The sequence below is a fragment of the Pseudomonas paraveronii genome, assembly GCF_963681955.1.
GTDB classification, from domain to species: Bacteria; Pseudomonadota; Gammaproteobacteria; order Pseudomonadales; family Pseudomonadaceae; genus Aquipseudomonas; species Aquipseudomonas paraveronii.
This window is the reverse complement of sequence record NZ_OY817130.1, coordinates 3,508,954-3,528,969: the sequence shown is the minus strand read 5'-3', so window position 1 is coordinate 3,528,969 and position 20,016 is coordinate 3,508,954. Positions and strand designations below refer to the sequence as shown.

Annotated in this window: 14 protein-coding genes; 2 read left to right on the top strand and 12 right to left on the bottom strand. The window is 61.9% G+C overall.

Annotated features, from left to right (window positions below; translation table 11 throughout):
- Nucleotides 1-18 precede the first annotated feature (18 nt).
- The 8 genes from U5A08_RS16175 to U5A08_RS16140 form a co-directional block, all read right to left on the bottom strand.
- On the bottom strand, nucleotides 19-1,659 hold the full coding sequence (locus U5A08_RS16175) for a BatD family protein (RefSeq protein WP_321847414.1): 1,641 nt from the start codon (nucleotides 1,657-1,659) through the stop codon (nucleotides 19-21).
- The gene (locus U5A08_RS16170) at nucleotides 1,656-3,395 is read right to left on the bottom strand and encodes a tetratricopeptide repeat protein (RefSeq protein ID WP_321847413.1); all 1,740 of its coding nucleotides are present in this window, start codon (nucleotides 3,393-3,395) and stop codon (nucleotides 1,656-1,658) included. Before U5A08_RS16170 ends, U5A08_RS16175 begins: the two co-directional genes overlap by 4 nt.
- Complete coding sequence (locus U5A08_RS16165) at nucleotides 3,392-4,480, bottom strand: vWA domain-containing protein (RefSeq protein WP_253396347.1); 1,089 nt, start codon at nucleotides 4,478-4,480, stop codon at nucleotides 3,392-3,394. The genes U5A08_RS16170 and U5A08_RS16165 overlap by 4 nt, the downstream gene beginning before the upstream one ends.
- Nucleotides 4,473-4,967, bottom strand: coding sequence for a DUF4381 domain-containing protein (locus tag U5A08_RS16160; RefSeq protein WP_253396346.1), 495 nt, complete (start codon nucleotides 4,965-4,967; stop codon nucleotides 4,473-4,475). The genes U5A08_RS16165 and U5A08_RS16160 overlap by 8 nt, the downstream gene beginning before the upstream one ends.
- Nucleotides 4,964-5,896 carry a DUF58 domain-containing protein gene (locus U5A08_RS16155; protein ID WP_247401648.1) on the bottom strand — a complete coding sequence of 311 codons (933 nt, stop codon included), beginning with the start codon at nucleotides 5,894-5,896 and terminating at the stop codon, nucleotides 4,964-4,966. Before U5A08_RS16155 ends, U5A08_RS16160 begins: the two co-directional genes overlap by 4 nt.
- Before the next feature lie 5 nt (nucleotides 5,897-5,901).
- The gene (locus U5A08_RS16150; RefSeq protein ID WP_017739127.1) at nucleotides 5,902-6,861 is read right to left on the bottom strand and encodes an AAA family ATPase; all 960 of its coding nucleotides are present in this window, start codon (nucleotides 6,859-6,861) and stop codon (nucleotides 5,902-5,904) included.
- Nucleotides 6,862-7,008: 147 nt separating this feature from the next.
- Nucleotides 7,009-7,359, bottom strand: coding sequence for a hypothetical protein (locus U5A08_RS16145; RefSeq protein WP_321847412.1), 351 nt, complete (start codon nucleotides 7,357-7,359; stop codon nucleotides 7,009-7,011).
- An 84-nt stretch (nucleotides 7,360-7,443) separates the two neighbouring features.
- Complete coding sequence (locus tag U5A08_RS16140; protein WP_321847411.1) at nucleotides 7,444-9,243, bottom strand: dermonecrotic toxin domain-containing protein; 1,800 nt, start codon at nucleotides 9,241-9,243, stop codon at nucleotides 7,444-7,446.
- Nucleotides 9,244-9,774: 531 nt separating this feature from the next.
- Here U5A08_RS16140 and U5A08_RS16135 point away from each other — a divergent pair.
- Nucleotides 9,775-14,643 (top strand): NAD-glutamate dehydrogenase, encoded by a 4,869-nt coding sequence (locus U5A08_RS16135; protein WP_321847410.1) that lies wholly within the window; start codon nucleotides 9,775-9,777, stop codon nucleotides 14,641-14,643.
- A 67-nt stretch (nucleotides 14,644-14,710) separates the two neighbouring features.
- Here U5A08_RS16135 and U5A08_RS16130 read toward each other — a convergent pair whose 3' ends face one another.
- From U5A08_RS16130 to U5A08_RS16120, 3 genes are all read right to left on the bottom strand, one after another.
- Entirely contained in the window at nucleotides 14,711-15,397 is a 687-nt protein-coding gene (locus U5A08_RS16130) for a GntR family transcriptional regulator (protein WP_321847409.1), read from the bottom strand.
- Between the two features lie 17 nt (nucleotides 15,398-15,414).
- Complete coding sequence (locus U5A08_RS16125) at nucleotides 15,415-16,116, bottom strand: FadR/GntR family transcriptional regulator (protein WP_247401638.1); 702 nt, start codon at nucleotides 16,114-16,116, stop codon at nucleotides 15,415-15,417.
- Between the two features lie 170 nt (nucleotides 16,117-16,286).
- Nucleotides 16,287-17,612, bottom strand: a complete 1,326-nt coding sequence (locus tag U5A08_RS16120; protein WP_321852236.1) for a C4-dicarboxylate transporter DctA — start codon at nucleotides 17,610-17,612, stop codon at nucleotides 16,287-16,289.
- Nucleotides 17,613-17,829: 217 nt separating this feature from the next.
- Here U5A08_RS16120 and U5A08_RS16115 point away from each other — a divergent pair, with 217 nt between their 5' ends.
- Nucleotides 17,830-18,459, top strand: coding sequence for a DNA-3-methyladenine glycosylase I (locus U5A08_RS16115; protein WP_321847408.1), 630 nt, complete (start codon nucleotides 17,830-17,832; stop codon nucleotides 18,457-18,459).
- 18 nt (nucleotides 18,460-18,477) lie between these two features.
- Here U5A08_RS16115 and pdxR read toward each other — a convergent pair whose 3' ends face one another.
- Nucleotides 18,478-19,911, bottom strand: a complete 1,434-nt coding sequence (pdxR, locus tag U5A08_RS16110; protein WP_321847407.1) for a MocR-like pyridoxine biosynthesis transcription factor PdxR — start codon at nucleotides 19,909-19,911, stop codon at nucleotides 18,478-18,480.
- Between the last annotated feature and the right edge of the window lie 105 nt (nucleotides 19,912-20,016).

Below are 20,016 nucleotides of genomic sequence, written 5' to 3'. Positions count from 1 at the left end.
GACGTATCGGGAGGGGGGCTATTTGGGATACAACGGCGGCAAGCTGGTGGTATCGGTCGTCGGGTCTTGCTCGCGTTCGGCCATCGGAATGGCTTTAACCGCGCGCCACAGTTCTTCACCCAGCCAGTAGTGGCCGCTTTCGCTGTACAGCGCGCCGTTCAGACCGTCCAGTGCATCGGACAGCGGCACGAAGCGCGCGGCCATGTCGGCCAGGGTTTCCGGTTGTTGCCTGGCCCAGGCGTCGAGGGCCTGGCGGGTGGCCTGGGGGTCGTTGGCCTGGGTCGCGCGCTTGAGGTCGTCGAGCAGGGTGCGCGGGCTTGGGCCGGTTTGTGCGGCGCGCTGCACCGCCGGTTGGCGACGCGCACGCCACCACAGGCCGAAACCCAGCAATGTAGTGCAGGCGAGGAGCAGGGTGCTCAGTTGCCACAGCCACAGGCGGCTATCGTCGGGGGCGGTGATGATGGTCGGTGTGGCGGGCGTATCCACCACCAGGCTCGGGTTATTCGCCACTTGCAGGGTGCGGGCGGGCAGGCTGGTGCGTTCGAGGTGGTCTTCATGGGTGTTCCACCACACCACTTCCACCGCCGGCAATTCCAGGGCGCCGGCGCGGGTGGGTACCAGGGCTTCGCGGTCTTCACGGCTGCCGATCAGACCACGGTCGTTGTTCTGGTTGCCGAGTACCGGTTGGTCCGGGTAGCGGCGCAGGCCATTGATCTCGGTGCTCGGCAGCCCCGGCAGTTGTGCGCTGGACAGGCCTTCGGCCTTGACCGTCAAGCTGCGGGTCAGGGAATCGCCGATCTGCACGTGGTCCGGCTCGGGGTTCCAGTTTTCGCTCAGGGTCAGGCTGCGTGCCGGTAGCCACGGCGCATCGGCGGGGTACAACTCGGGCTTGGGTTTGACCGTCAACTCGATGGGCGCGGTGCTGACGTGAATCAGCTTGCCCGGCTTGGTGCCTTGCAGCGTGTTCTCCTGCGGCGGGCGCGATTCCACCAAGGTTGCGCTGAAGGTCTGCGCCGCAATCGTCAGGCTGCCGCTGTGCTGCGGGTAGATCGCGTAGCGGGTTTCGATCACGCCATGGCGAATGCTGTTGATGACTTTCTCGTAGGTGCGCGATTCGCCCAGTTGCTCGATACGCGCATCGGGAATCTGCAGCGGTGTGAGGCTGCTGTCGTCGTACAGCGACACCGAGTGATACACGCGTACCGTCAACAGTGTCTGGGCTTGAACGTACACGCTGTTCTGGTCGAGGTTGGACTCGACGAACACCGGCGCGAGTTCGGCGTTGGTGTCCTGGCTGGTGGTTTCCAACACTTGCAGGCTGATCGGCTGGGTCGTGTATTCACCCACTTGCAATGGCGGGATCACCACGGTGCCGTTTTCCTTGGGCAGCAGAGTGATGATCCAGCGCGTGGTGGCGTGGTTGTCGCCGCCGAGGGTGGTGAGTTGGTTGATCTGGCGGGTGCCGCTGACTTCGAACTGCGCATCCAGCGGCGACAGGTCGGGTTTGCCGAACTGGGTGACGTCGCTGGATTCCACCGTCAGTTCCACCGTTTCCCCGGCGTTGAGGCGGCTGCGGTCGACGCTCGCGACCAGGTTCGCCGCCTGGGCGTGGCCTGCCGATAACGCGAGCAGAAGCAGAAGGGTGGTGCGGCGGCTCATCGAGTCTTGTCCTGATGCTGTTGCTGTTCGTACCAGAATTTGCGGCGCAGCAGTTCGCCGGGGTTGTCCGGGATCTCCTGCAGCCATTGTTCCAGGGCCTGGCGATGTTCATCGTCCAGGCTGGCGTCGCTCGGGCGCAGCGGCGGGGTGGTGGTTTGCTCATCCCCCAGTTCGCTGCCTGGCACGTCATTGCCGCCCGCTTGTGGCGTGGCGCCGGCCTGGGTGTCGCCGGTGCCGGCCTCGCCTTGGCTGGGGGACGATGGCTCGCCACTCGTGGCACTTTGCCCGCTGGTGCCCGGTTGCGCAGTTTGGCCGGGTTGGGTGGTTTCGTCATCTTCGTTTTTTGCAGGCTTGGTCGACTCGGGCTGCGCCTGTTGTTGTATCAGGCTTTCCACCAGTGCCTTGTTTTTCAGGGCCGGCAGCAGATCAGGCTGGGCTTCCAGCGCCTGCTCGTAGGCGTCGATGGCCGCTTCCAGCTCACCGGACCTGGCCAGCGCGTTGCCGCGATTGTAGTGGGAGTAGGCGTCGCTGCCCTCGGCAAAGCGCTTGATGGCTTCGGCGTAGTTACCCGCCTCGTACAGCGCCACGCCTTGCCATTGCGGGTCTTTGAAGTGTTCGGCGGCTTCGGCGGGGCGTTTTTTCTTCAGCAGGTACTGGCCTTGCTGGTCGGGGCGCAGCCACAGGTCCTGGAGTTCGAAGGCATAGCTGGGCTGCGGCGCGCCCAATAGCAGCAATGGCAGGCAGAACAGCCAGCCACGGCGCCCGGCGCAGGCCGCCAGCAGCAACAGCGGCAGCAGCAGCCAGTAACCCTGGTCGGCCCAGGTGTCGAGGTGCAGCAGTTGGCCGTCGTTGCGCAGGGCCTGCGGCGCGTCGAGCATGCCGAGTTGGCGCAGGTCCTTGTCGTCCAGGCGCGCGGCACGGTAGCGGCCGCCCATTTCGTCGGCGAAGGCTTTGAGGGTCGGGCTGTCGAGGCGCGGTACTAGGATTGCACCCTGTTCGTCCTTGAGGAACTCGCCGCTCTCCAGGGTCACCGGGGTGCCTTCGCGACTGCCGATGCCGAGGATCGACAGGTTTGGCGCCTGGCCGCCTTGCAGCAGCAAGCGGATGCCCTGGCGCTCCTGCTTGGACAGCGATGAGCCGATCAGCAACAGGCGGCCCTGGCCGAGGCCGCCGTGCTTGAGCAGGTCCAGGGCTTTCTCCACGGCCAGGTCGGCGCGGTGGCCGGGTTCAGGCATCAACGAGGGGCGTAGCGCTTCGAGCAGGTTGCGGCTGGTGGCCAGGTCGTCCGACAGCGGCACCAGGGTGTGGGCGCTGCCGGCATACACGACGATGGCGGTTTGTGCGTCGCTGCGCGCCTGCAACAAGTCATACAGTTTGCGCCGCGCCTGTTCCAGGCGGCTGGGTGGGCTGTCGGTGGCGAGCATTTGCGGGGTCAGTTCGAGCAGCACCACCAGCGGATCGGAAGGCTTCTGGCTGGCCTGCTCCACCCGTTGCCAACTGGGGCCGAGCAAGGCCAGCACCGCCAGCAGCCAGGCGATACCGAGCAGCACCCACGGCGATTTGCTTTCGCGCCCGTTGCCACCGCTGAGCAGCACGGCATGGAACGCCGGCGGCAGGATCATCTGCCAGCGCCCGGCGCGTTTTTGTCGATGCCAGAGTTGCCACAGCAACCAGCCGAGCAGCGGCAGCAGCAACAGCCACCAGGGACGGAACCAGTGCGGCCACAGGTCGATCATCGACGCCTCCGCAAACGCAGGCGTTTGAGGCGCTGGCGCCATTCAGGGTGTTGTTGCAGAAAATGCCCCTTGCTCGACAGTTTGTCGAACAGCCGTTGCAGGGCGTTGTCCGGCCAGCGCTCCTGCACCACCAGCAACAGGCTGAGAATCAGCGCCAATGCCAGGGGGCCGCTGTACAGCGCCTGCGCCGGGCGCGCCTGGGTGGGTTGCTGTTCGACGGGTTCGAGTTGGTCGAGGGTTTCCTTGACCGCTTGCAGCTCTGCGCCATCGCGGGCACGGAAGTAGCGGCCACCGGTAGTCTCGGCGATAGCCTTGAGCGCCGGTTCGTCGAGATCCAGGCTCGGGTTGACGCCCAGGATGCCGAGGGAGCCGGTTTGTTCAGGATCGGCGCCGATACCGATCGGGTAGATCTTCACGCCTTCTTCAGCGGCCAGGCGTGCGGCGGTCAGTGGGTCGATCCGGCCTCCGTTGTTGGCGCCGTCCGTCACTAGGATCAGTACACGGCTTTGTGCCGGGCGCTGGCGCAGGCGTTTCAAGGCCAGGCCGATGGCGTCTCCGATGGCGGTGTTCTTGCCGGCGATGCCGATGCGCGCTTCATCGAGCCAGGTGCGTACCGTGCGGCGGTCGAAGGTCAGCGGCGCTTGCAGGTAGGCTTGGCTGCCGAACAGGATCAGGCCGACACGATCGCCTTCGCGCCCTTCAAGAAAATCGCCGAGCAGGTGCTTGACCAAGGTCAGGCGGCTGACGTCTTCGTCCTGCCAGTGCATGTCGGGAAAGTCCATGGAGCCGGACACGTCCACTGCCACCAGTAAATCGCGGCCACTGGCGGCAATCGGCAGCGGCTCACCGAGCCATTCCGGGCGGGCGGCGGCGGTCAACAGCAGCAGCCACAGCACGACGAAAGGCGCCTGTTGCCGCCAGCCCGGCAGGTTCGAGCGGGCGCGGCGGCCCGCGAGGCCTTCGAGGTCGCTGAGGTAGCTGACTTTCAGCGCTGGCTCACCGCTGTCGGCTGCCGGCAGCAACAGGCGCATCAGCCAGGGCAGTGGCAACAGGGCGAAGATCCACGGCCAGGCGAACTCAAACATGTTTGCGAATCCAGGTGTCGACCGCCTGGGTCAGGCCGGCGATGGCTTTGTCGTCGAGTTTGCATTCGGGTTTATAGGCGCCTTCCACCAGCACCATCCAGCGCGTGAGGCCGGCGGCGGGGCAGCGGTTATCGAGAAACGCCAGCCATTTGCGGCCATTGAGGGTATGGCTCTGGCTGTAGGGGTAGTCGTTGCGGCATAAGCGCTTGAGCAAGCCATTGAGTTGCTGCAACCAGGCCCCGGCCGGCGCGCCGTCGTAGGGTTTGGGCATCAGGGCCAGTTCGGCCAGGGCGGCGATGCGCAGCGGGTCCAGCGGTTGTTCGGCGCGGGACATGGGGCGCTGCGCGGGCAGGAAACGGCGCAGCGACCACACGCCCCAGCCCAGCAGCGGGATCACCAGCAGCAACAGCCACCAGCCTGGCGCGGGCGGCCAGAAGCTGATCGCGGGCGGGGCGATCAGCGGTTGGAGTTGGTCGAGGCTGCTCATTGCTTTTTAACCGGGCGTTGCGGGTTGAGATATTCGCGCAGTTGCTCGACCATTTCGCTCTGGGTGCTCAAGGGCATCAGCAATACCCGCAGTTTCTGCGCGAGCAGCTCCCAGCGGGCGATGCGCGCTTCGGCCTGGGCCTTGTAGGCCTGGCGCAAATCGAAGTTCAGCGTGTCCAGTTCCAGTTGCGCACCGCGTTCGGCAAAGCGCAGCAGCCCGGCGGCGGGCAGGGCATGGTCGAGCGGGTCGGAGATCGGCAACAGCAGCAGGTCGCAGTGGCGTGACAACAGGCTCAGTTGTTGTTCGGCGCCTTCGGTCAGTGCGCGCTCGTCGCAGATCACGATCACCAGGCTGCCCGGGCGCAGCACTTCACGGCCACGGCGCAGGGCCATGCCCAGGGCGTCGGTTTCCGGGTGGCTTTCGGTGTTCAGGCTCTGGTTGACCCGCACCAGGCGGTTGAGCAGTTGCAGCAGGCTTTGCTTGCTGCGTCGCGGTTTGATTTCGTAGTGCTCGTTGTCGCCGAAGACCAGCCCGCCGACGCGGTCGTTATGCCCTAGCGCCGCCCAGCCGATCAGGCTGGCCGCCTGGGCTGCGAGCACCGACTTGAACATCTGTCCCGAACCGAAAAACAAGCGGCAGCTTTGCTCGACCATGATGAAAATCGGGCGTTCGCGCTCTTCGTGGAACAGCTTGGTGTGCGGTTCCTGGGTGCGCGCAGTCACGCGCCAATCGATGGTGCGCACATCGTCGCCAGCCTGGTAGACGCGTACCTGGTCGAAGTCGACCCCGCGCCCGCGCAGCTTGGAGTGGTGCAGGCCGATCAGTGGGCTGCGTTGGCTCGGCGTGGAAAACAGCTGCACTTCGCGCACGCGGTGGCGCATCTCAATCAATTCGCCGAGCGTGACGCGGACGCCTAAGCTTGCGTTTATCGATTTCAAGCGACGGCAACGACGTCGAGAATGCGTTGCACTACGCGGTCTTGGTCAATCCCGGCAGCTTCGGCCTCGAACGATAGAATGATGCGATGGCGCAGCACGTCGAACAGCACCGCCTGGATATCTTCCGGGCTGACGAAGTCACGCCCGGCCAGCCAAGCATGGGCACGGGCGCAGCGGTCAAGGGCGATCGAGCCGCGTGGGCTGGCGCCGTAGGCAATCCACTCGGCCATTTCCGGGTCGAATTTGGCCGGGGTGCGTGTGGCCATGACCAGTTGCACGAGGTATTCCTCCACCGCATCGGCCATGTACAGCCCGAGGATTTCCTTGCGTGCGGCAAAGATCGCCTGCTGGCTGACGCGGCGCTCGGGTTTGGTTTCGCCATTGAGCGCCTCGCCACGAGCCTGCTGCAGGATGCGCCGCTCCACGGCAGCGTCCGGGAAACCGATCTTGACGTGCATCAGGAAACGGTCGAGCTGGGCTTCGGGCAGCGGGTAGGTGCCTTCCTGCTCGATGGGGTTTTGCGTGGCCATCACCAAAAACAGCGGCGACAGCTCGTAAGTACTGCGGCCCACACTGACCTGGCGCTCGGCCATGGCTTCGAGCAAGGCCGACTGCACCTTGGCCGGGGCGCGGTTGATTTCGTCCGCCAGCACCAGGTTGTGAAAGATCGGCCCTTGCTGGAACACGAAACTGCCGGTTTCGGGGCGATAGATCTCGGTACCGGTGATGTCGGCGGGCAACAGGTCGGGGGTGAACTGGATACGATGGAACTGCGCTTCAATGCCTTCGGCCAACTCCTTGATGGCCTTGGTCTTGGCCAGGCCCGGCGCGCCTTCTACCAGCATATGGCCGTCGGCAAGCAAGGCGATCAACAGGCGATCGATGAGTTTTTCCTGGCCGAGAATCTGCGTAGAAAGAAAAGTTCGCAGCGCAAGCAGCGCTTCACGATGTTCCATCGATGACGGTTCCTGGAGAGATGAGCCCGGTGGTCGAGAAGCAACGCCGGGCTTGGGAGGCTTACTTTAATGCATCGAGGGGGGTGGCGACTAACGGCGTAACGAGTATTTTTGGCAAAACCTGTAGGAATTTTGTGTGGGAGGCGATCACGCCCGGACGTAGGTGCCAGTGCCTTTGAGGATGTTTTGCAAGGTTTCCTCCACCTCGGCCAGGTCCGATGCGGCCGTGGCGTGGGTGATCTCCAGGAGATCCTTGCCACCCATTGCGTCGGCATCACCCGCTGCCAGCTCTACCCGCAAGGTCGTGTCACTCAGCGTGACCTTCAGCCCATCCAGGGTGGACGGCTCGTAATCCCAGGTCAGCTCCACTTCATCTTCATCGGGGTAGCGGGTCAGCATGAACATCTCGCCGCTTTGACCGTGGCAGCAGAGCATGGCCATGTTGTCTTCTTCTTCGTCACATGGGTTGACGATCAGGTTGGTAGTGATCAATTGCATGGCAGTCCTATGAGTTTATTGGCCGCAAAAGCAGGATTCTGCCACTGCGGCCATATTTATGTCGGTATGAATTCAATCCGTGCGTCATGGTTTGAGTGCAAAGGTTTTAACCGCGTTGGAGAACGGCGCCGCTGCGTTGCCAAGGGCACTCGTCGCAATGGGTGTCACGGCTCGCCAGGCACCGTCGAGTATGCGATCAGGTCCGCCAGGCCGGTTATTGACCGTGTCATCTATTCCGATACCCACCCGCCCCAATCCCGTCCCTAACGAGAAAGCGGTCAGTAGATAACCTACAGGGGGGAAGGCGAACCCTAGTGGCGCAAGCACCGTGGTGCCCAAACTCAGATACCCCAACGCTCGGATGACGGTGTTTTTTGTATGGTCTGAATTGAGCACGAATTGGTAATACGCGTCTGATCGAGTGGCAGACTCGGTGCGTTTCTGAGTTTCCTTGAAGGGGTCGTCCACGGTCTTTCCGGCGAACATACCTCCTTCTTCCCAGGCGTGGAGCCGTTCGTAGTAGGCATCGGCACCTTGTTCTTTTGCCAGGTTTTGGTGGATCTGCAAGCGCTTTTGAATGCCGCCGTAAAACAGGGTGCTGGGTGCGTCGTCCATAAGGAAATGACTTAAAAATGAGTTTTCATTATGGGGGGCGGCAATGTGTGCGCCGAGCCACTTATTCATTTCTTTGGGTGAGTCGGACGGAATGATTTGAGGGTCGTTTCCTGGCATGAAGAGCAGCGTTCTCTGGGTTTTCTTGTCGCGAACATAGAATACGTCTGAAGACTGGGCGCCGCTGTAACTGAGGAATTTTATTTCCAGGTCAGGGTCTGGCTGATAGGGCTTGTTGAGATCGTCAGGTGTGAGTTGTGCGAATGATTTGCCGTGTGGCGTTCCGGCCGCCCGCTCAGCGAGGCGCAGGTCTTCCTTGCTCAGGGAGTGATTGTGATATTGCTGGCTGGCGGCCTGTAAGAAATTAAACTTTATACGTGTCGGATACGCTTTTCGGTTGGTGTCCCAATACTGATCAATGTATGTGTCGTATGGCTTTTTATAGGCGTGGTCCCACGTCATTTTCATAAAGTCGTCAGGCGACAGGGGAACCTGGTTTTCAGCGCTGTATGCGTTGGGAGACGAACTGCCGGGCTCGGTATAAATGCCTGTGTAGTGCGTTGAAATCCTTTCTCCGTCAGGCGCATTGAAGACGCCGTTGATACTGGGCTGGTCTTTAGAGTGCCTTGAGCTTTCTTGTATATCAAAGCTGGGCTTGCCGTTCTTATAGGTTGAATATCTAAACAGCGGCATGCCTGACGGTAGTTCTTCGCCCTGGATGTTTCGCATGGCTGCATCGGTGAGTGAGATTTTTCTTATGATATATCCCTTGTGGGGGCGCTTGTGCGAAGTGTGGTCGTAAGCGATGGTCGTCAAGTAGGTTTTATCTGGATCAACATCTAATCCAAATTGCTGTTTTATCTGATGTTTGACGTGCGCTGCCACAAGGTGTCTCGGGCCCGTAACAGGGGGGACGGTATCCGTTATGTGGTTTTCGAGCGCCGGGTTTCGAACGAAGGAACCTCGGTAGTCGGAGGAGGGGGCTCCACCAGGGTGTCCGTGGAATGCTCTTATTTCTTCGGCGTATGAGGGGGGCGCGTAATCCGGGAGATTATCGAGTTTCCATTGCGACGATTTGCCAGCGTTTTGCAGCTTCCACGTGTCGAACCGCTCTTGATCACTGGTCGGCTGCGGCCTGGGGGCCGGCTGATTGTATTTATCCCACTCGGCAGAATATACGCCGCTGTCGGCGAACGAAATCGGCGGTTTGATGTTGTCCGGTGACGGGATGGATTGCGAAATGATGGGCGAGGGAGTTGTTGGCGTAATCATGACGGGCCTGCAATAGATGACAGTCGGTAAACCACGCTCCCTGTGTATTTTTTGATTGGCGGTTGGCGCAGGAAAAGTTCCCTGATGTTCGAGGTCTGTTGCTTGATGTGCTGTAGGTATGTGCCGACGGGCTTCGAGTGTGTTGGCTATCATTGGCTTGAAATCGGCGTCGGTGACCGGTTTTTTTGTAGTCTGGGAGGGTGTGGTTGCCCTTTGTGCAACCCTGCATTGCCAGCCGATGACCGAATATGTCGCAGCGCCGCAAGCAGCGGTCTTCCTACACTCGTTAAGCTGCGCAACGGATGTGCCCTCTGTCGGGAGCCAGACCTGCCCGTCATACCGTCGCCTGGCAAGGTGTACGTCTAATGGAAGTTGTATGTGACCTGATCGTCTTGTCCAGCTTCACCCACCTGTCACCCTGATTCGTTTATGGTACTTACATCGTTACCTGCGAACAGAGCTGACGGTCTCCCCGCAAGGGGATAACACGCGACGCTTCCATCAATAACAAGCCCAAGCGGAGTACCACAGATGGCGTTCTTCACCGCAGCCAGCAAGGCCGACTTCCAGCATCAACTGCAAGCGGCACTGGCGCAGCACATCAGTGAACAGGCACTGCCACAAGTGGCGCTGTTCGCTGAACAATTTTTCGGCATCATTTCCCTGGACGAACTGACCCAACGTCGCCTTTCCGACTTGGCCGGTTGCACCCTGTCCGCCTGGCGCCTGCTTGAGCGCTTCGACCACACCGAACCCCAGGTGCGGGTCTACAACCCCGATTACGAACGTCATGGCTGGCAGTCGACCCACACTGCGGTCGAAGTACTGCACCATGACCTGCCATTTTTGGTCGACTCGGTACGCACCGAGCTGAACCGCCGTGGCTACAGCATCCACACCCTGCAAACCACCGTGCTCAGCGTGCGTCGTGGCAAAAAAGGTGAGTTGCTGGAAATCCTGCCTAAAGGCACCCAGGGCGAAGGCATCCAGCAAGAATCGCTGATGTACCTGGAAATCGACCGCTGCGCCAACGCCGCCGAACTGAACGTGCTGAGCAAAGAGCTGGAGCAGGTACTGGGCGAAGTGCGCGTGGCCGTGGCCGATTTCGAGCCGATGAAAGCCAAGGTCCAGGAACTGTTGGCCGGTATCGACGCCAGCCAGTTCAGCATCGACGGCGAAGAAAAAGCCGAGATCAAGAACTTCCTGGAATGGCTGGTGGGCAACCACTTCACCTTCCTCGGCTATGAAGAGTTTGTGGTACGTGACGAGGCGGACGGCGGTCATATCGAATATGACGCCGGCTCCTTCCTCGGTCTGACCAAGCTGCTGCGCGCCGGCCTCACCGCCGACGACCTGCGCATCGAAGACTACGCTGTGTCGTACCTGCGCGAACCGACCGTGCTGTCGTTCGCCAAGGCCGCGCACCCGAGCCGCGTGCATCGCCCGGCTTATCCGGACTACGTGTCGATCCGCGAGATCGACGCCGATGGCAAGGTCATCAAGGAATGCCGCTTCATGGGCCTGTACACCTCGTCGGTGTACGGCGAAAGCGTGCGGGTGATTCCTTATATCCGCCGCAAGGTCGCGGAAATCGAGCGCCGTTCGGGCTTCCAGGCCAAAGCGCACCTGGGCAAGGAACTGGCGCAGGTGGTCGAAGTACTGCCGCGTGACGACCTGTTCCAGACCCCGGTCGACGAGCTGTTCAGCACCGTAATGTCGATCGTGCAGATCCAGGAACGCAACAAGATCCGCGTGTTCCTGCGCAAAGACCCCTACGGGCGTTTCTGCTACTGCCTGGCCTACGTGCCGCGCGACATCTATTCCACCGAAGTACGCCAGAAGATCCAGCAAGTGCTGATGGATCGCCTGAAAGCCTCGGACTGCGAGTTCTGGACGTTCTTCTCCGAGTCCGTGCTGGCCCGTGTGCAACTGATTCTGCGGGTCGACCCGAAAAACCGCCTGGACATCGACACGCTGCAGCTGGAAAAAGAAGTGGTGCAGGCCTGTCGCAGTTGGCAGGACGACTACTCCAGCCTGGTGGTCGAAAGTTTCGGCGAAGCCCACGGCACCAACGTGCTGGCGGACTTCCCGAAAGGTTTCCCGGCCGGCTACCGCGAGCGTTTTGCTGCGCATTCGGCCGTGGTCGACATGCAGCACTTGCTCAGCCTGACTGAAGCCAACCCGCTGGTGATGAGCTTCTATCAGCCGCTGGGCCAGGTGTCCGGCCAGCGTGAGCTGCATTGCAAGCTCTACCATGCCGACACCCCGCTGGCGCTGTCCGACGTATTGCCGATCCTGGAAAACCTCGGCCTGCGCGTGCTGGGTGAATTCCCGTACCGCCTGCGTCATGCCAATGGCCGTGAGTTCTGGATCCATGATTTCGCGTTCATTGCCGCCGAAGGCGTGAACCTGGACATCCAGCAGCTCAACGACACCCTGCAGGACGCGTTCGTGCATATCGTGCATGGCGATGCCGAGAACGATGCGTTCAACCGCCTGGTACTCACTGCTGGCCTGCCGTGGCGCGACGTGGCGCTGCTGCGTGCCTACGCCCGCTACATGAAGCAGATCCGCCTGGGCTTCGACCTGGGTTACATCGCCAGCACCCTGAACAACCACACCGACATCGCCCGCGAGTTGACCCGGTTGTTCAAGACGCGCTTCTACCTGGCGCGCAAGCTCGCCGCCGACGACCTGGAAGACAAGCAGCAACGCCTGGAACAAGCGATTCTCAGCGCCCTGGACGAGGTTCAGGTGCTCAACGAAGACCGCATCCTGCGGCGCTACCTGGACCTGATCAAGGCCACCCTGCGCACCAACTTCTACCAGACCGACGCCAACGGCCAGAACAAGGCGTACTTCAGCTTCAAGTTCGACCCGCGGGCCATTCCCGAGCTGCCCAAGCCGGTGCCGAAGTTTGAAATCTTCGTCTATTCGCCACGCGTCGAAGGCGTGCACCTGCGCTTTGGCAACGTTGCGCGTGGCGGCCTGCGTTGGTCCGACCGTGAAGAAGACTACCGCACCGAAGTGCTCGGCCTGGTCAAAGCCCAGCAAGTGAAGAACTCGGTGATCGTGCCGGTGGGCGCCAAGGGCGGCTTCCTGCCGCGTCGCCTGCCATTGGGCGGCAGCCGCGACGAGATTGCGGCCGAGGGCATCGCCTGCTACCGCATCTTCATTTGCGGCCTGTTGGACATCACCGACAACCTCAAGGACGGCGCCCTGGTGCCGCCGGTCAACGTCGTGCGGCATGACGGCGATGACCCGTACCTGGTCGTCGCCGCCGACAAAGGCACCGCGACGTTCTCCGATATCGCCAACGGCATCGCCATCGACTACGGCTTCTGGCTGGGCGACGCGTTCGCTTCCGGTGGTTCGGCCGGTTACGACCACAAGAAAATGGGCATCACCGCCAAGGGCGCGTGGGTCGGTGTGCAGCGTCACTTCCGTGAGCGCGGCATCAACGTGCAGGAAGACAGCATCACGGTGGTTGGTGTCGGCGATATGGCCGGTGACGTGTTCGGTAACGGCCTGTTGATGTCCGACAAACTGCAACTGGTCGCGGCCTTCAACCACCTGCATATCTTCATCGACCCGAACCCGAACCCGGCGACCAGCTTCGTCGAGCGTCAGCGCATGTTCGAGCTGCCGCGTTCGGCGTGGACCGACTACGACACCAGCATCATGTCCGAAGGCGGCGGCATCTTCTCGCGCAGCGCGAAGAGCATTGCCATCTCGGCGCAGATGAAAGAACGCTTCGACATCAAGGCCGACAAGCTGACCCCGACCGAACTGCTGAACGCCTTGCTCAAGGCGCCGGTAGACCTGTTGTGGAACGGCGGGATCGGGACTTACGTCAAGGCCAGCACCGAAAGCCATGCCGATGTGGGCGACAAGGCCAACGACGCGCTGCGCGTCAACGGCAACGAGCTGCGCTGCAAGGTGGTGGGCGAGGGCGGTAACCTCGGCATGACCCAACTGGGGCGTGTGGAATTCGGCCTCAATGGCGGCGGTTCGAACACCGACTTCATCGACAACGCCGGTGGCGTGGACTGTTCCGACCACGAAGTGAACATCAAGATCCTGCTCAACGAAGTGGTGCAGGCCGGCGACATGACCGACAAGCAACGCAACCAGTTGCTGGCGAGCATGACCGACGAAGTCGGCAGCCTGGTGTTGGGCAACAACTACAAGCAAACCCAGGCCCTGTCCCTGGCCGCGCGCCGTGCCTACGAGCGTGCCGCCGAGTACAAGCGCCTGATGAGCGACCTGGAAAGCCGTGGCAAGCTGGACCGCGCCATCGAGTACCTGCCGACCGAGGAACAGCTCGTCGAGCGAGCCGGCACCGGCAAGGGGCTGACCCGTCCGGAGCTGTCGGTGTTGATCTCCTACAGCAAGATCGACCTCAAGGAAGCCCTGCTCAAGTCGCAGGTGCCGGATGACGAGTACCTGACCCGTGACATGGAGACCGCGTTCCCACCGAGCCTGGTCGCCAAGTTCGGCGAGGCGATGCGTCGCCACCGTCTGAAGCGTGAGATCGTCAGCACCCAGATCGCCAACGACCTGGTCAACCACATGGGCATCACCTTCGTTCAACGACTCAAAGAGTCGACCGGCATGAGCCCGGCCAACGTGGCGGGCGCCTATGTGATCGTGCGCGACATTTTCCATCTCCCGCACTGGTTCCGTCAGATCGAAGCCCTGGACCACCAGGTGTCTGCCGACGTGCAACTGGAGTTGATGGACGAGCTGATGCGCCTGGGCCGTCGTGCCACGCGCTGGTTCCTGCGCAGCCGTCGCAACGAGCAGGATGCCGGGCGTGACACCGCGCACTTCGGTCCGCACCTGGCTGCGTTGGGCCTCAAGCTCGACGAACTGCTGGAAGGCCCGACCCGTGAAGGCTGGCAGAACCGCTATCAGGCTTACACCGAAGCCGGCGTACCCGAGCTGTTGGCACGCATGGTTGCAGGCACTACCCACCTGTACACCTTGCTGCCGATCATCGAAGCCGCCGACGTGACCGGGCATGACGCCGCCGAAGTGGCCAAGGCCTACTTCGCCGTCGGCAGCGCCCTGGACTTGCCGTGGTACCTGCAGCAGATCAGCGATCTGCCGGTAGCCAACAACTGGCAGGCCCAGGCCCGCGAAGCCTTCCGCGACGACGTGGACTGGCAGCAACGGGCGATCACCATTTCCGTACTGCAAATGGCCGACGCGCCACAAGACATGGAAGCCCGCGTGGCCCTGTGGCTTGAGCAGCACCAGGACATGGCCGATCGCTGGCGCGCAATGATGGTGGAAATCCGTGCTGCGGTCGGCACGGACTACGCCATGTATGCGGTGGCCAACCGTGAGTTGCTCGACTTGGCGTTGAGTGGTCAGCCGGTGCTGCAATCGGCTTGATTCAGCGGTAAAAAAAGTGGGAGGGGGCAAGCCCCCTCCCACTTTTTGTTTGTGCGTTTACTGGAGATCAGTGGTGCTTGAGTAGTTTGCTTTCCAGCTGATCCAGGTGCTGGGTCATCAACGACACGGCTGCGCTGACATCCTGTTGCTCCACCGCCTCCACGATTGCCACATGCTCCTGCCACGCGCAGTACGTGCAGGCTTTCGCTTCAAACTGCGCAATGATCAACGACGTCAATGGCACCAGGCTATTGAGGAACTGTGCCAGCGGCCCATTGCCGGCAATGGCCGCCAATTGCAGGTGAAACTCCCCCGACAAACGAATCGCCGGCCCGCGCTGGTCGCCCTGGATGCACTCGCGTTCGCGGGCAATCAGCTCGCGCAGTTGGCATATCTGCGCGGGCGTTGCCTGGGCACAGGCCAGTTGCACCACCGTGATCTCCGTCATCCGCCGCGCTTCCAGAATCTGGCGTGTTTGCTGCGCATCTGGCGCAGCCACTTGGGCACGCTGGTTGGGGCGCAGGATGATCACTTGTTGCTGGGATAGCTTGGCCAGTACCCGGCGAATCACGCTGCGGCTCACGCCAAAGGTTTCGCCCAGGCCGTCTTCGGTAAAGCGGCTGGAGGGGCCGATGCGTTGTTCGAGGATAGCGTCGAACAGCCGGGGGTAGATGTCGTCCACGGCGGGCTTTTTACCTGCCACCAGGCGCAGGGCAGGGAGGATCGGGTCGCGTTGCAGGGCGTGGGCGGTCATGGCCGGTCTCCAGAAAGTCAGCTACCCAGATGGTCGTCCGGGATGTTCAAGCGAATGCCCATGCGCAGGCCTTCTTGGAGGATGTGTCGGCGCATCTCGGCACTGGCCAAGGCGCTGTTTTTGTTGCGGATGGCGCGCACCACGGCGTCGTTTTCCTGCAGGCGCTCCGCGAGGTGTTCGGGAGAATTGCGCAGCACCTGGGCGCTTTGCTTGAGGGCGTTGCTGGTTTGCTGCACCACGTTCTGGAAGATTGGGTTGGAGGTGAGGGCGAACAGTTCTTCGTGGAAACCGATGTAGGCGTTCATGCCGGCTTCGGCGTCGCCGGCGTCCAAGGCTTCGCGCATGTCCATCAACGTCAGGCGCAGTTGGCCGACTTCCTTGCTGCTGATGGATTGGGCCACCAGGCCGACAATGAACGGCTCCAGGGTGTAGCGCAGTTGCAGGATGTCTTCGAGGCTGGCGTCGGCCACGGCGTCGCTCGATTGCGGCTCGCTGATGCTGGTTTCCAACACCACTACGCCCTTGCCGGGCATGGCGCGCACCAGGCCGAGGGTTTCCAGCACGATCACGGCTTCACGCAGGCTTGGGCGGCTGATGCCCATTTGTTCGGCCAGTTCACGCTGGCCGGGCAGCATTTCGCCCCGGCGCCACTGGCCCCGCGCCAGGGCGGCGCGGAGTTTTTCTACGACTGAATTGACGACGGTTGAGGGGGTGATCACGTCGATGGCTCCTTGATGTTGCGAATACAATTGCCACAAAGGCGACGATTAAGTGTGGGAGCGGGCTTGCCCCAGATAGCAATGTATCAGTCACCTGCGATGAGGCTGATCCAGCGCAATCGGGGGCAAGCCCCCTCCCACAGGTGATCTGTGTCGCTCATGCCAATGGGTCAGAACTCCTGGTGCGCGGGCACTACCGGCTTTTTAGCCTGGAACGCATAACCCTGCTGGCCGGCGAGTACCTTGTTGGCGCGCTGGATGTCGATGTCTTTTTCCCAGCGCGCAATGGCGATGGTGGCGACGCAGTTGCCAATCAGGTTGGTCAATGCGCGACCGATGCCCATGAACCAGTCCACGGCCAGCACCAGCACCAGGCCGACCACCGGAATCGCCGGGATGGCCGTGAGTGTCGCCGCCAGAATCACCAGCGCCGAGCCCGGAATGCCATGGGCGCCCTTGGAGGTGATCAACGACACCAGCAGGATAGTCAGCAAGTCGGTCATCGACAGCGGTGTGCCGGTGGCGTTGGCGATAAACACGATGGCCAGGGTCAGATAGATCGAGAATCCGTCGAGGTTGAACGAATAGCCTGTCGGAATCACCAGGCCCACGGTGGAACTGCCGATGCCCAAGTGTTCCAGTTTACGCATGATCTGTGGCAGCACCGCGTCGGACGAGGCGGTGCCCATCACGATCAGCAGTTCTTCGCGCAGGTACTTGAGCAGCGGCAGCATGCGCAGGCCGGACAGGCGCATCACCAGGCCGAGGATCACCCCGACAAACATAAAGCAGGTCAGGTAGAACAGGCCTACCAGGCTGCCCAGGTGCTGCAGTGAGTCCAGGCCGTAGGTGCTGGTGGTAAAGGCGATTGCGCCGAACACGCCGATCGGCGCCAGGCGCACGATCATGCCCATGATGCGGAAGATCACGTGACTCAGCTCGTTGATCAGCCGCGAAATGCCCGACGCCGCTTCACCCACCAGGTTCAAGGCGCTGCCGAACAGCACCGAGAACAGCAGCACTTGCAGCACGTTGTTGTCGGCAAACGCACCGATCACCGAGTTGGGGATCAGGTCCATCAGGAACTGGCTGGTGCCCTTGATGTGTTGGCCCTTGTCGGCCAGTTCATGCAAGCCGGCGGAGGACAATTGCTCCAGGTGGATATTCGCGCCAGTACCGATACCGGTGCTGAAGGCCATGAGCAGGCCGATCACCAACGCGACGGTGGTCAGCACTTCAAAGTAAATCACTGACTTCAAGCCGATGCGCCCGACCTTTTTCAAGTCGCCGGCACCGGAGATACCGCTGACCACCACGCAGAACACGATCAGGCCAATCAACATCTTGATCAGTTTGATGAAACCGTCACCCAGGGGTTTGAGTTGCGAGGAGAATTCGGGAAAGGCCAAGCCGCAGAGGATGCCGAGCATCAGACCGATCAAGACTTGCAGGAAAATCGAACGCGAGCACCATCTGAGCATGGGAGGGATCTCTATTCGGTGCCCTGGTGGTTCCAGGGCTTAATTATTGTGGTCATACCGGTAAGTCCAGTGCGTGGCCAGTCTACGCTTGGGTTTTTCCCGATCACAAGTAAATATTCCGCGCTTGGCGGGTTCCGGTCTGACCAGTTGCTTTGCGAGGGCGGTGCTTGAGCGGTTGACGGGGCGCAAATTTTTTCGCTTATCATCCGCCGCTGAGTACGCGAGGTGACGGATGGACAAACCAGGACTGAGCACCAACGACGCGGGGCTGACCCATTGCAGTTGGCGTACCGCTGCGCCGGAATATCTGCATTACCACGACCACGAATGGGGCGTGCCGGTGGCGGACGACATTCAGTTGTACGAGAAGATCTGCCTGGAGGGTTTTCAGGCGGGGATGGCGTGGATCACCATCCTGCGCAAGCGCGAGCACTTTCGGCGGGCGTTCGACGGTTTTGATTTTCGCCGGGTGGCTCAGTACGGCGAAGAGGATATCGAGCGCCTGATGGTCGACCCTGGCATCGTGCGCAACCGCGCGAAGATCATCTCGACCCTCAACAATGCGCGCAGGGCATGCGAGTTGGTGGAAGAAAGCGGTTCGCTGGCGAAATGGCTCTGGTCATTCGAACCGGCGCCTGAAGAGCGCCCGGCGGTAGTGGACCTGGCTTACTGGAAGGCCAATCCGACGTCACCGGCTTCGGTGCGCTTGTCCAAGGCCTTGAAGAAACGCGGATGGACCTACGTGGGGCCGACCACGATGTATGCGTTGATGCAGGCGACGGGGATGGTCAATGATCACCTTGAAGGCTGCGTCTGTCGTGAGCGGGTCGAAGACCACCGCCGCCTGTTCAGGCGCCCCTGAATCGTGCGGGAAGGCCCGTTAGCCAATGTGCTGGAGAATGTCGCGCACCTTATCCAGCGCCGGGTCGATGTCCAGGGTTTCGATCGCGCCGAAGCCGATGATCAAACCCGGGCGTACCGGCGTGTCGTGAAAGAACACATCGAGCGGATACAGGCCCACTTCCATCTGGCGTGCCAGTTCCCGCAGCCGCGGGATGTCCACCGCCACCTTGCACAGCGCTGCCATATGAAAGCCGGCCACGGTGGGCACCGCGTCGAACCACGGCGACAGGTCGCCCGCCAGGCGTTGCAGAATGCGTTCGCGGCGCCCGGCATACACGCTGTGGCAGCGGCGAATATGCTTGAGCAGATAGCCTTCGCTGATGAACTTGGCCAGCGCCCATTGCGGCAGGGTGGAACTGTGTTGATCAGTCAATTGCTTGGCCTTGAGCACCGCGCCATAAATCGCCGGCGGCAGTACCGCATAGCCCAGGCGCAACTCCGGCAGCAGGGTTTTGGAGAAGGTGCCGACGTAAGTGACCACGCCACGGGTGTCCATGCTTTGCAGGGAGTCGGTGGGGCGGCCTTCGTAACGGAATTCGCTGTCGTAGTCGTCTTCGATAATGATCGCCCCCAGCTCGAACGCGCGGGCCAGCAGGGCTTCGCGGCGCGCCAGGCTCATGGGCATGCCGAGGGGAAACTGGTGGGACGGCGTCACATAGATCAGCCGCGCGCCGTCAGGGACCTGGTCGACCTGAATACCCTGATCGTCGATGGGCACCCCGATAACGTTTGCTCCCATCGCCATGAACAACTGGCGCGCCGGGCTGTAGCCGGGGTCTTCCATGGCGACGATGCTACCCGGCTCCAGCACCACGCGGGCGATCAGGTCGAGTGCCTGCTGCGCGCCGTTGGTGACCACAATGTCGTCGGCGCTGCATTTGACCCCACGGGAAAACGCAATGTGCCCGGCGATGGCGCTGCGCAACGCCGGCAGGCCTTCGGGCTGGCTGTAGAGACCACTGTTCTGGGCCATACAGCGCAGGGCGTCCTGGGTGCAGCGCCGCCATTCGTCCTGGGGGAATTGCTGGCGGCTGGTGGCGCCGCCGAGGAATTCGTAGCGCAGGGCGCTGTCGCGCGTGGGGTGATGCATGGGCGAGGGCAGCGCCTGCCACTTCGCCAGGTTGGCGGCGCAGGCCAGGTCGGTGGCGGTTTGTAGGCGTTCGGTCGGCGGAGTGCGGCCGTTGACGAACGTGCCTCGTCCGATCCTGCCCACCAGCAGGCCTTCGTAGGTCAGGGTGGCGTAGGTGTCGGACACGGTCTTGCGTGACACGCCCAGTTGCGCGGCCAACAGACGGCTGGGCGGCAGTTGCGCCCCGGCGGCCAGGCGTCCGGAGTCGATGGCTTCGCGCAGTTGCTGGTAGAGCTGTTCGGCCAGGTCCTTGCGGCCGTTGATGATCACGTGCAGTTCCATGTTTGTCCTGAGGGGCTGAATCGCTCCAAGACTACTCGCAGGTGACGCTTGCTCCAAAGGGGCGGTAGGACAACGCGATAAAAAAAGTGGGAGCGGGCCAGCTCC

Bases quoted from the DNA above. Each gene is read 5' to 3' on its own strand.
- U5A08_RS16175 (WP_321847414.1), bottom strand. From the start codon at position 1,659: ATGAGCCGCCGCACCACCCTTCTGCTTCTGCTCGCGTTATCGGCAGGC.
- U5A08_RS16170 (WP_321847413.1), bottom strand. From the start codon at position 3,395: ATGATCGACCTGTGGCCGCACTGGTTCCGTCCCTGGTGGCTGTTGCTG.
- U5A08_RS16165 (WP_253396347.1), bottom strand. From the start codon at position 4,480: ATGTTTGAGTTCGCCTGGCCGTGGATCTTCGCCCTGTTGCCACTGCCC.
- U5A08_RS16160 (WP_253396346.1), bottom strand. From the start codon at position 4,967: ATGAGCAGCCTCGACCAACTCCAACCGCTGATCGCCCCGCCCGCGATC.
- U5A08_RS16150 (WP_017739127.1), bottom strand. From the start codon at position 6,861: ATGGAACATCGTGAAGCGCTGCTTGCGCTGCGAACTTTTCTTTCTACG.
- U5A08_RS16145 (WP_321847412.1), bottom strand. From the start codon at position 7,359: ATGCAATTGATCACTACCAACCTGATCGTCAACCCATGTGACGAAGAA.
- U5A08_RS16140 (WP_321847411.1), bottom strand. From the start codon at position 9,243: ATGATTACGCCAACAACTCCCTCGCCCATCATTTCGCAATCCATCCCG.
- U5A08_RS16135 (WP_321847410.1), top strand. From the start codon at position 9,775: ATGGCGTTCTTCACCGCAGCCAGCAAGGCCGACTTCCAGCATCAACTG.
- U5A08_RS16130 (WP_321847409.1), bottom strand. From the start codon at position 15,397: ATGACCGCCCACGCCCTGCAACGCGACCCGATCCTCCCTGCCCTGCGC.
- U5A08_RS16115 (WP_321847408.1), top strand. From the start codon at position 17,830: ATGGACAAACCAGGACTGAGCACCAACGACGCGGGGCTGACCCATTGC.
- pdxR (WP_321847407.1), bottom strand. From the start codon at position 19,911: ATGGAACTGCACGTGATCATCAACGGCCGCAAGGACCTGGCCGAACAG.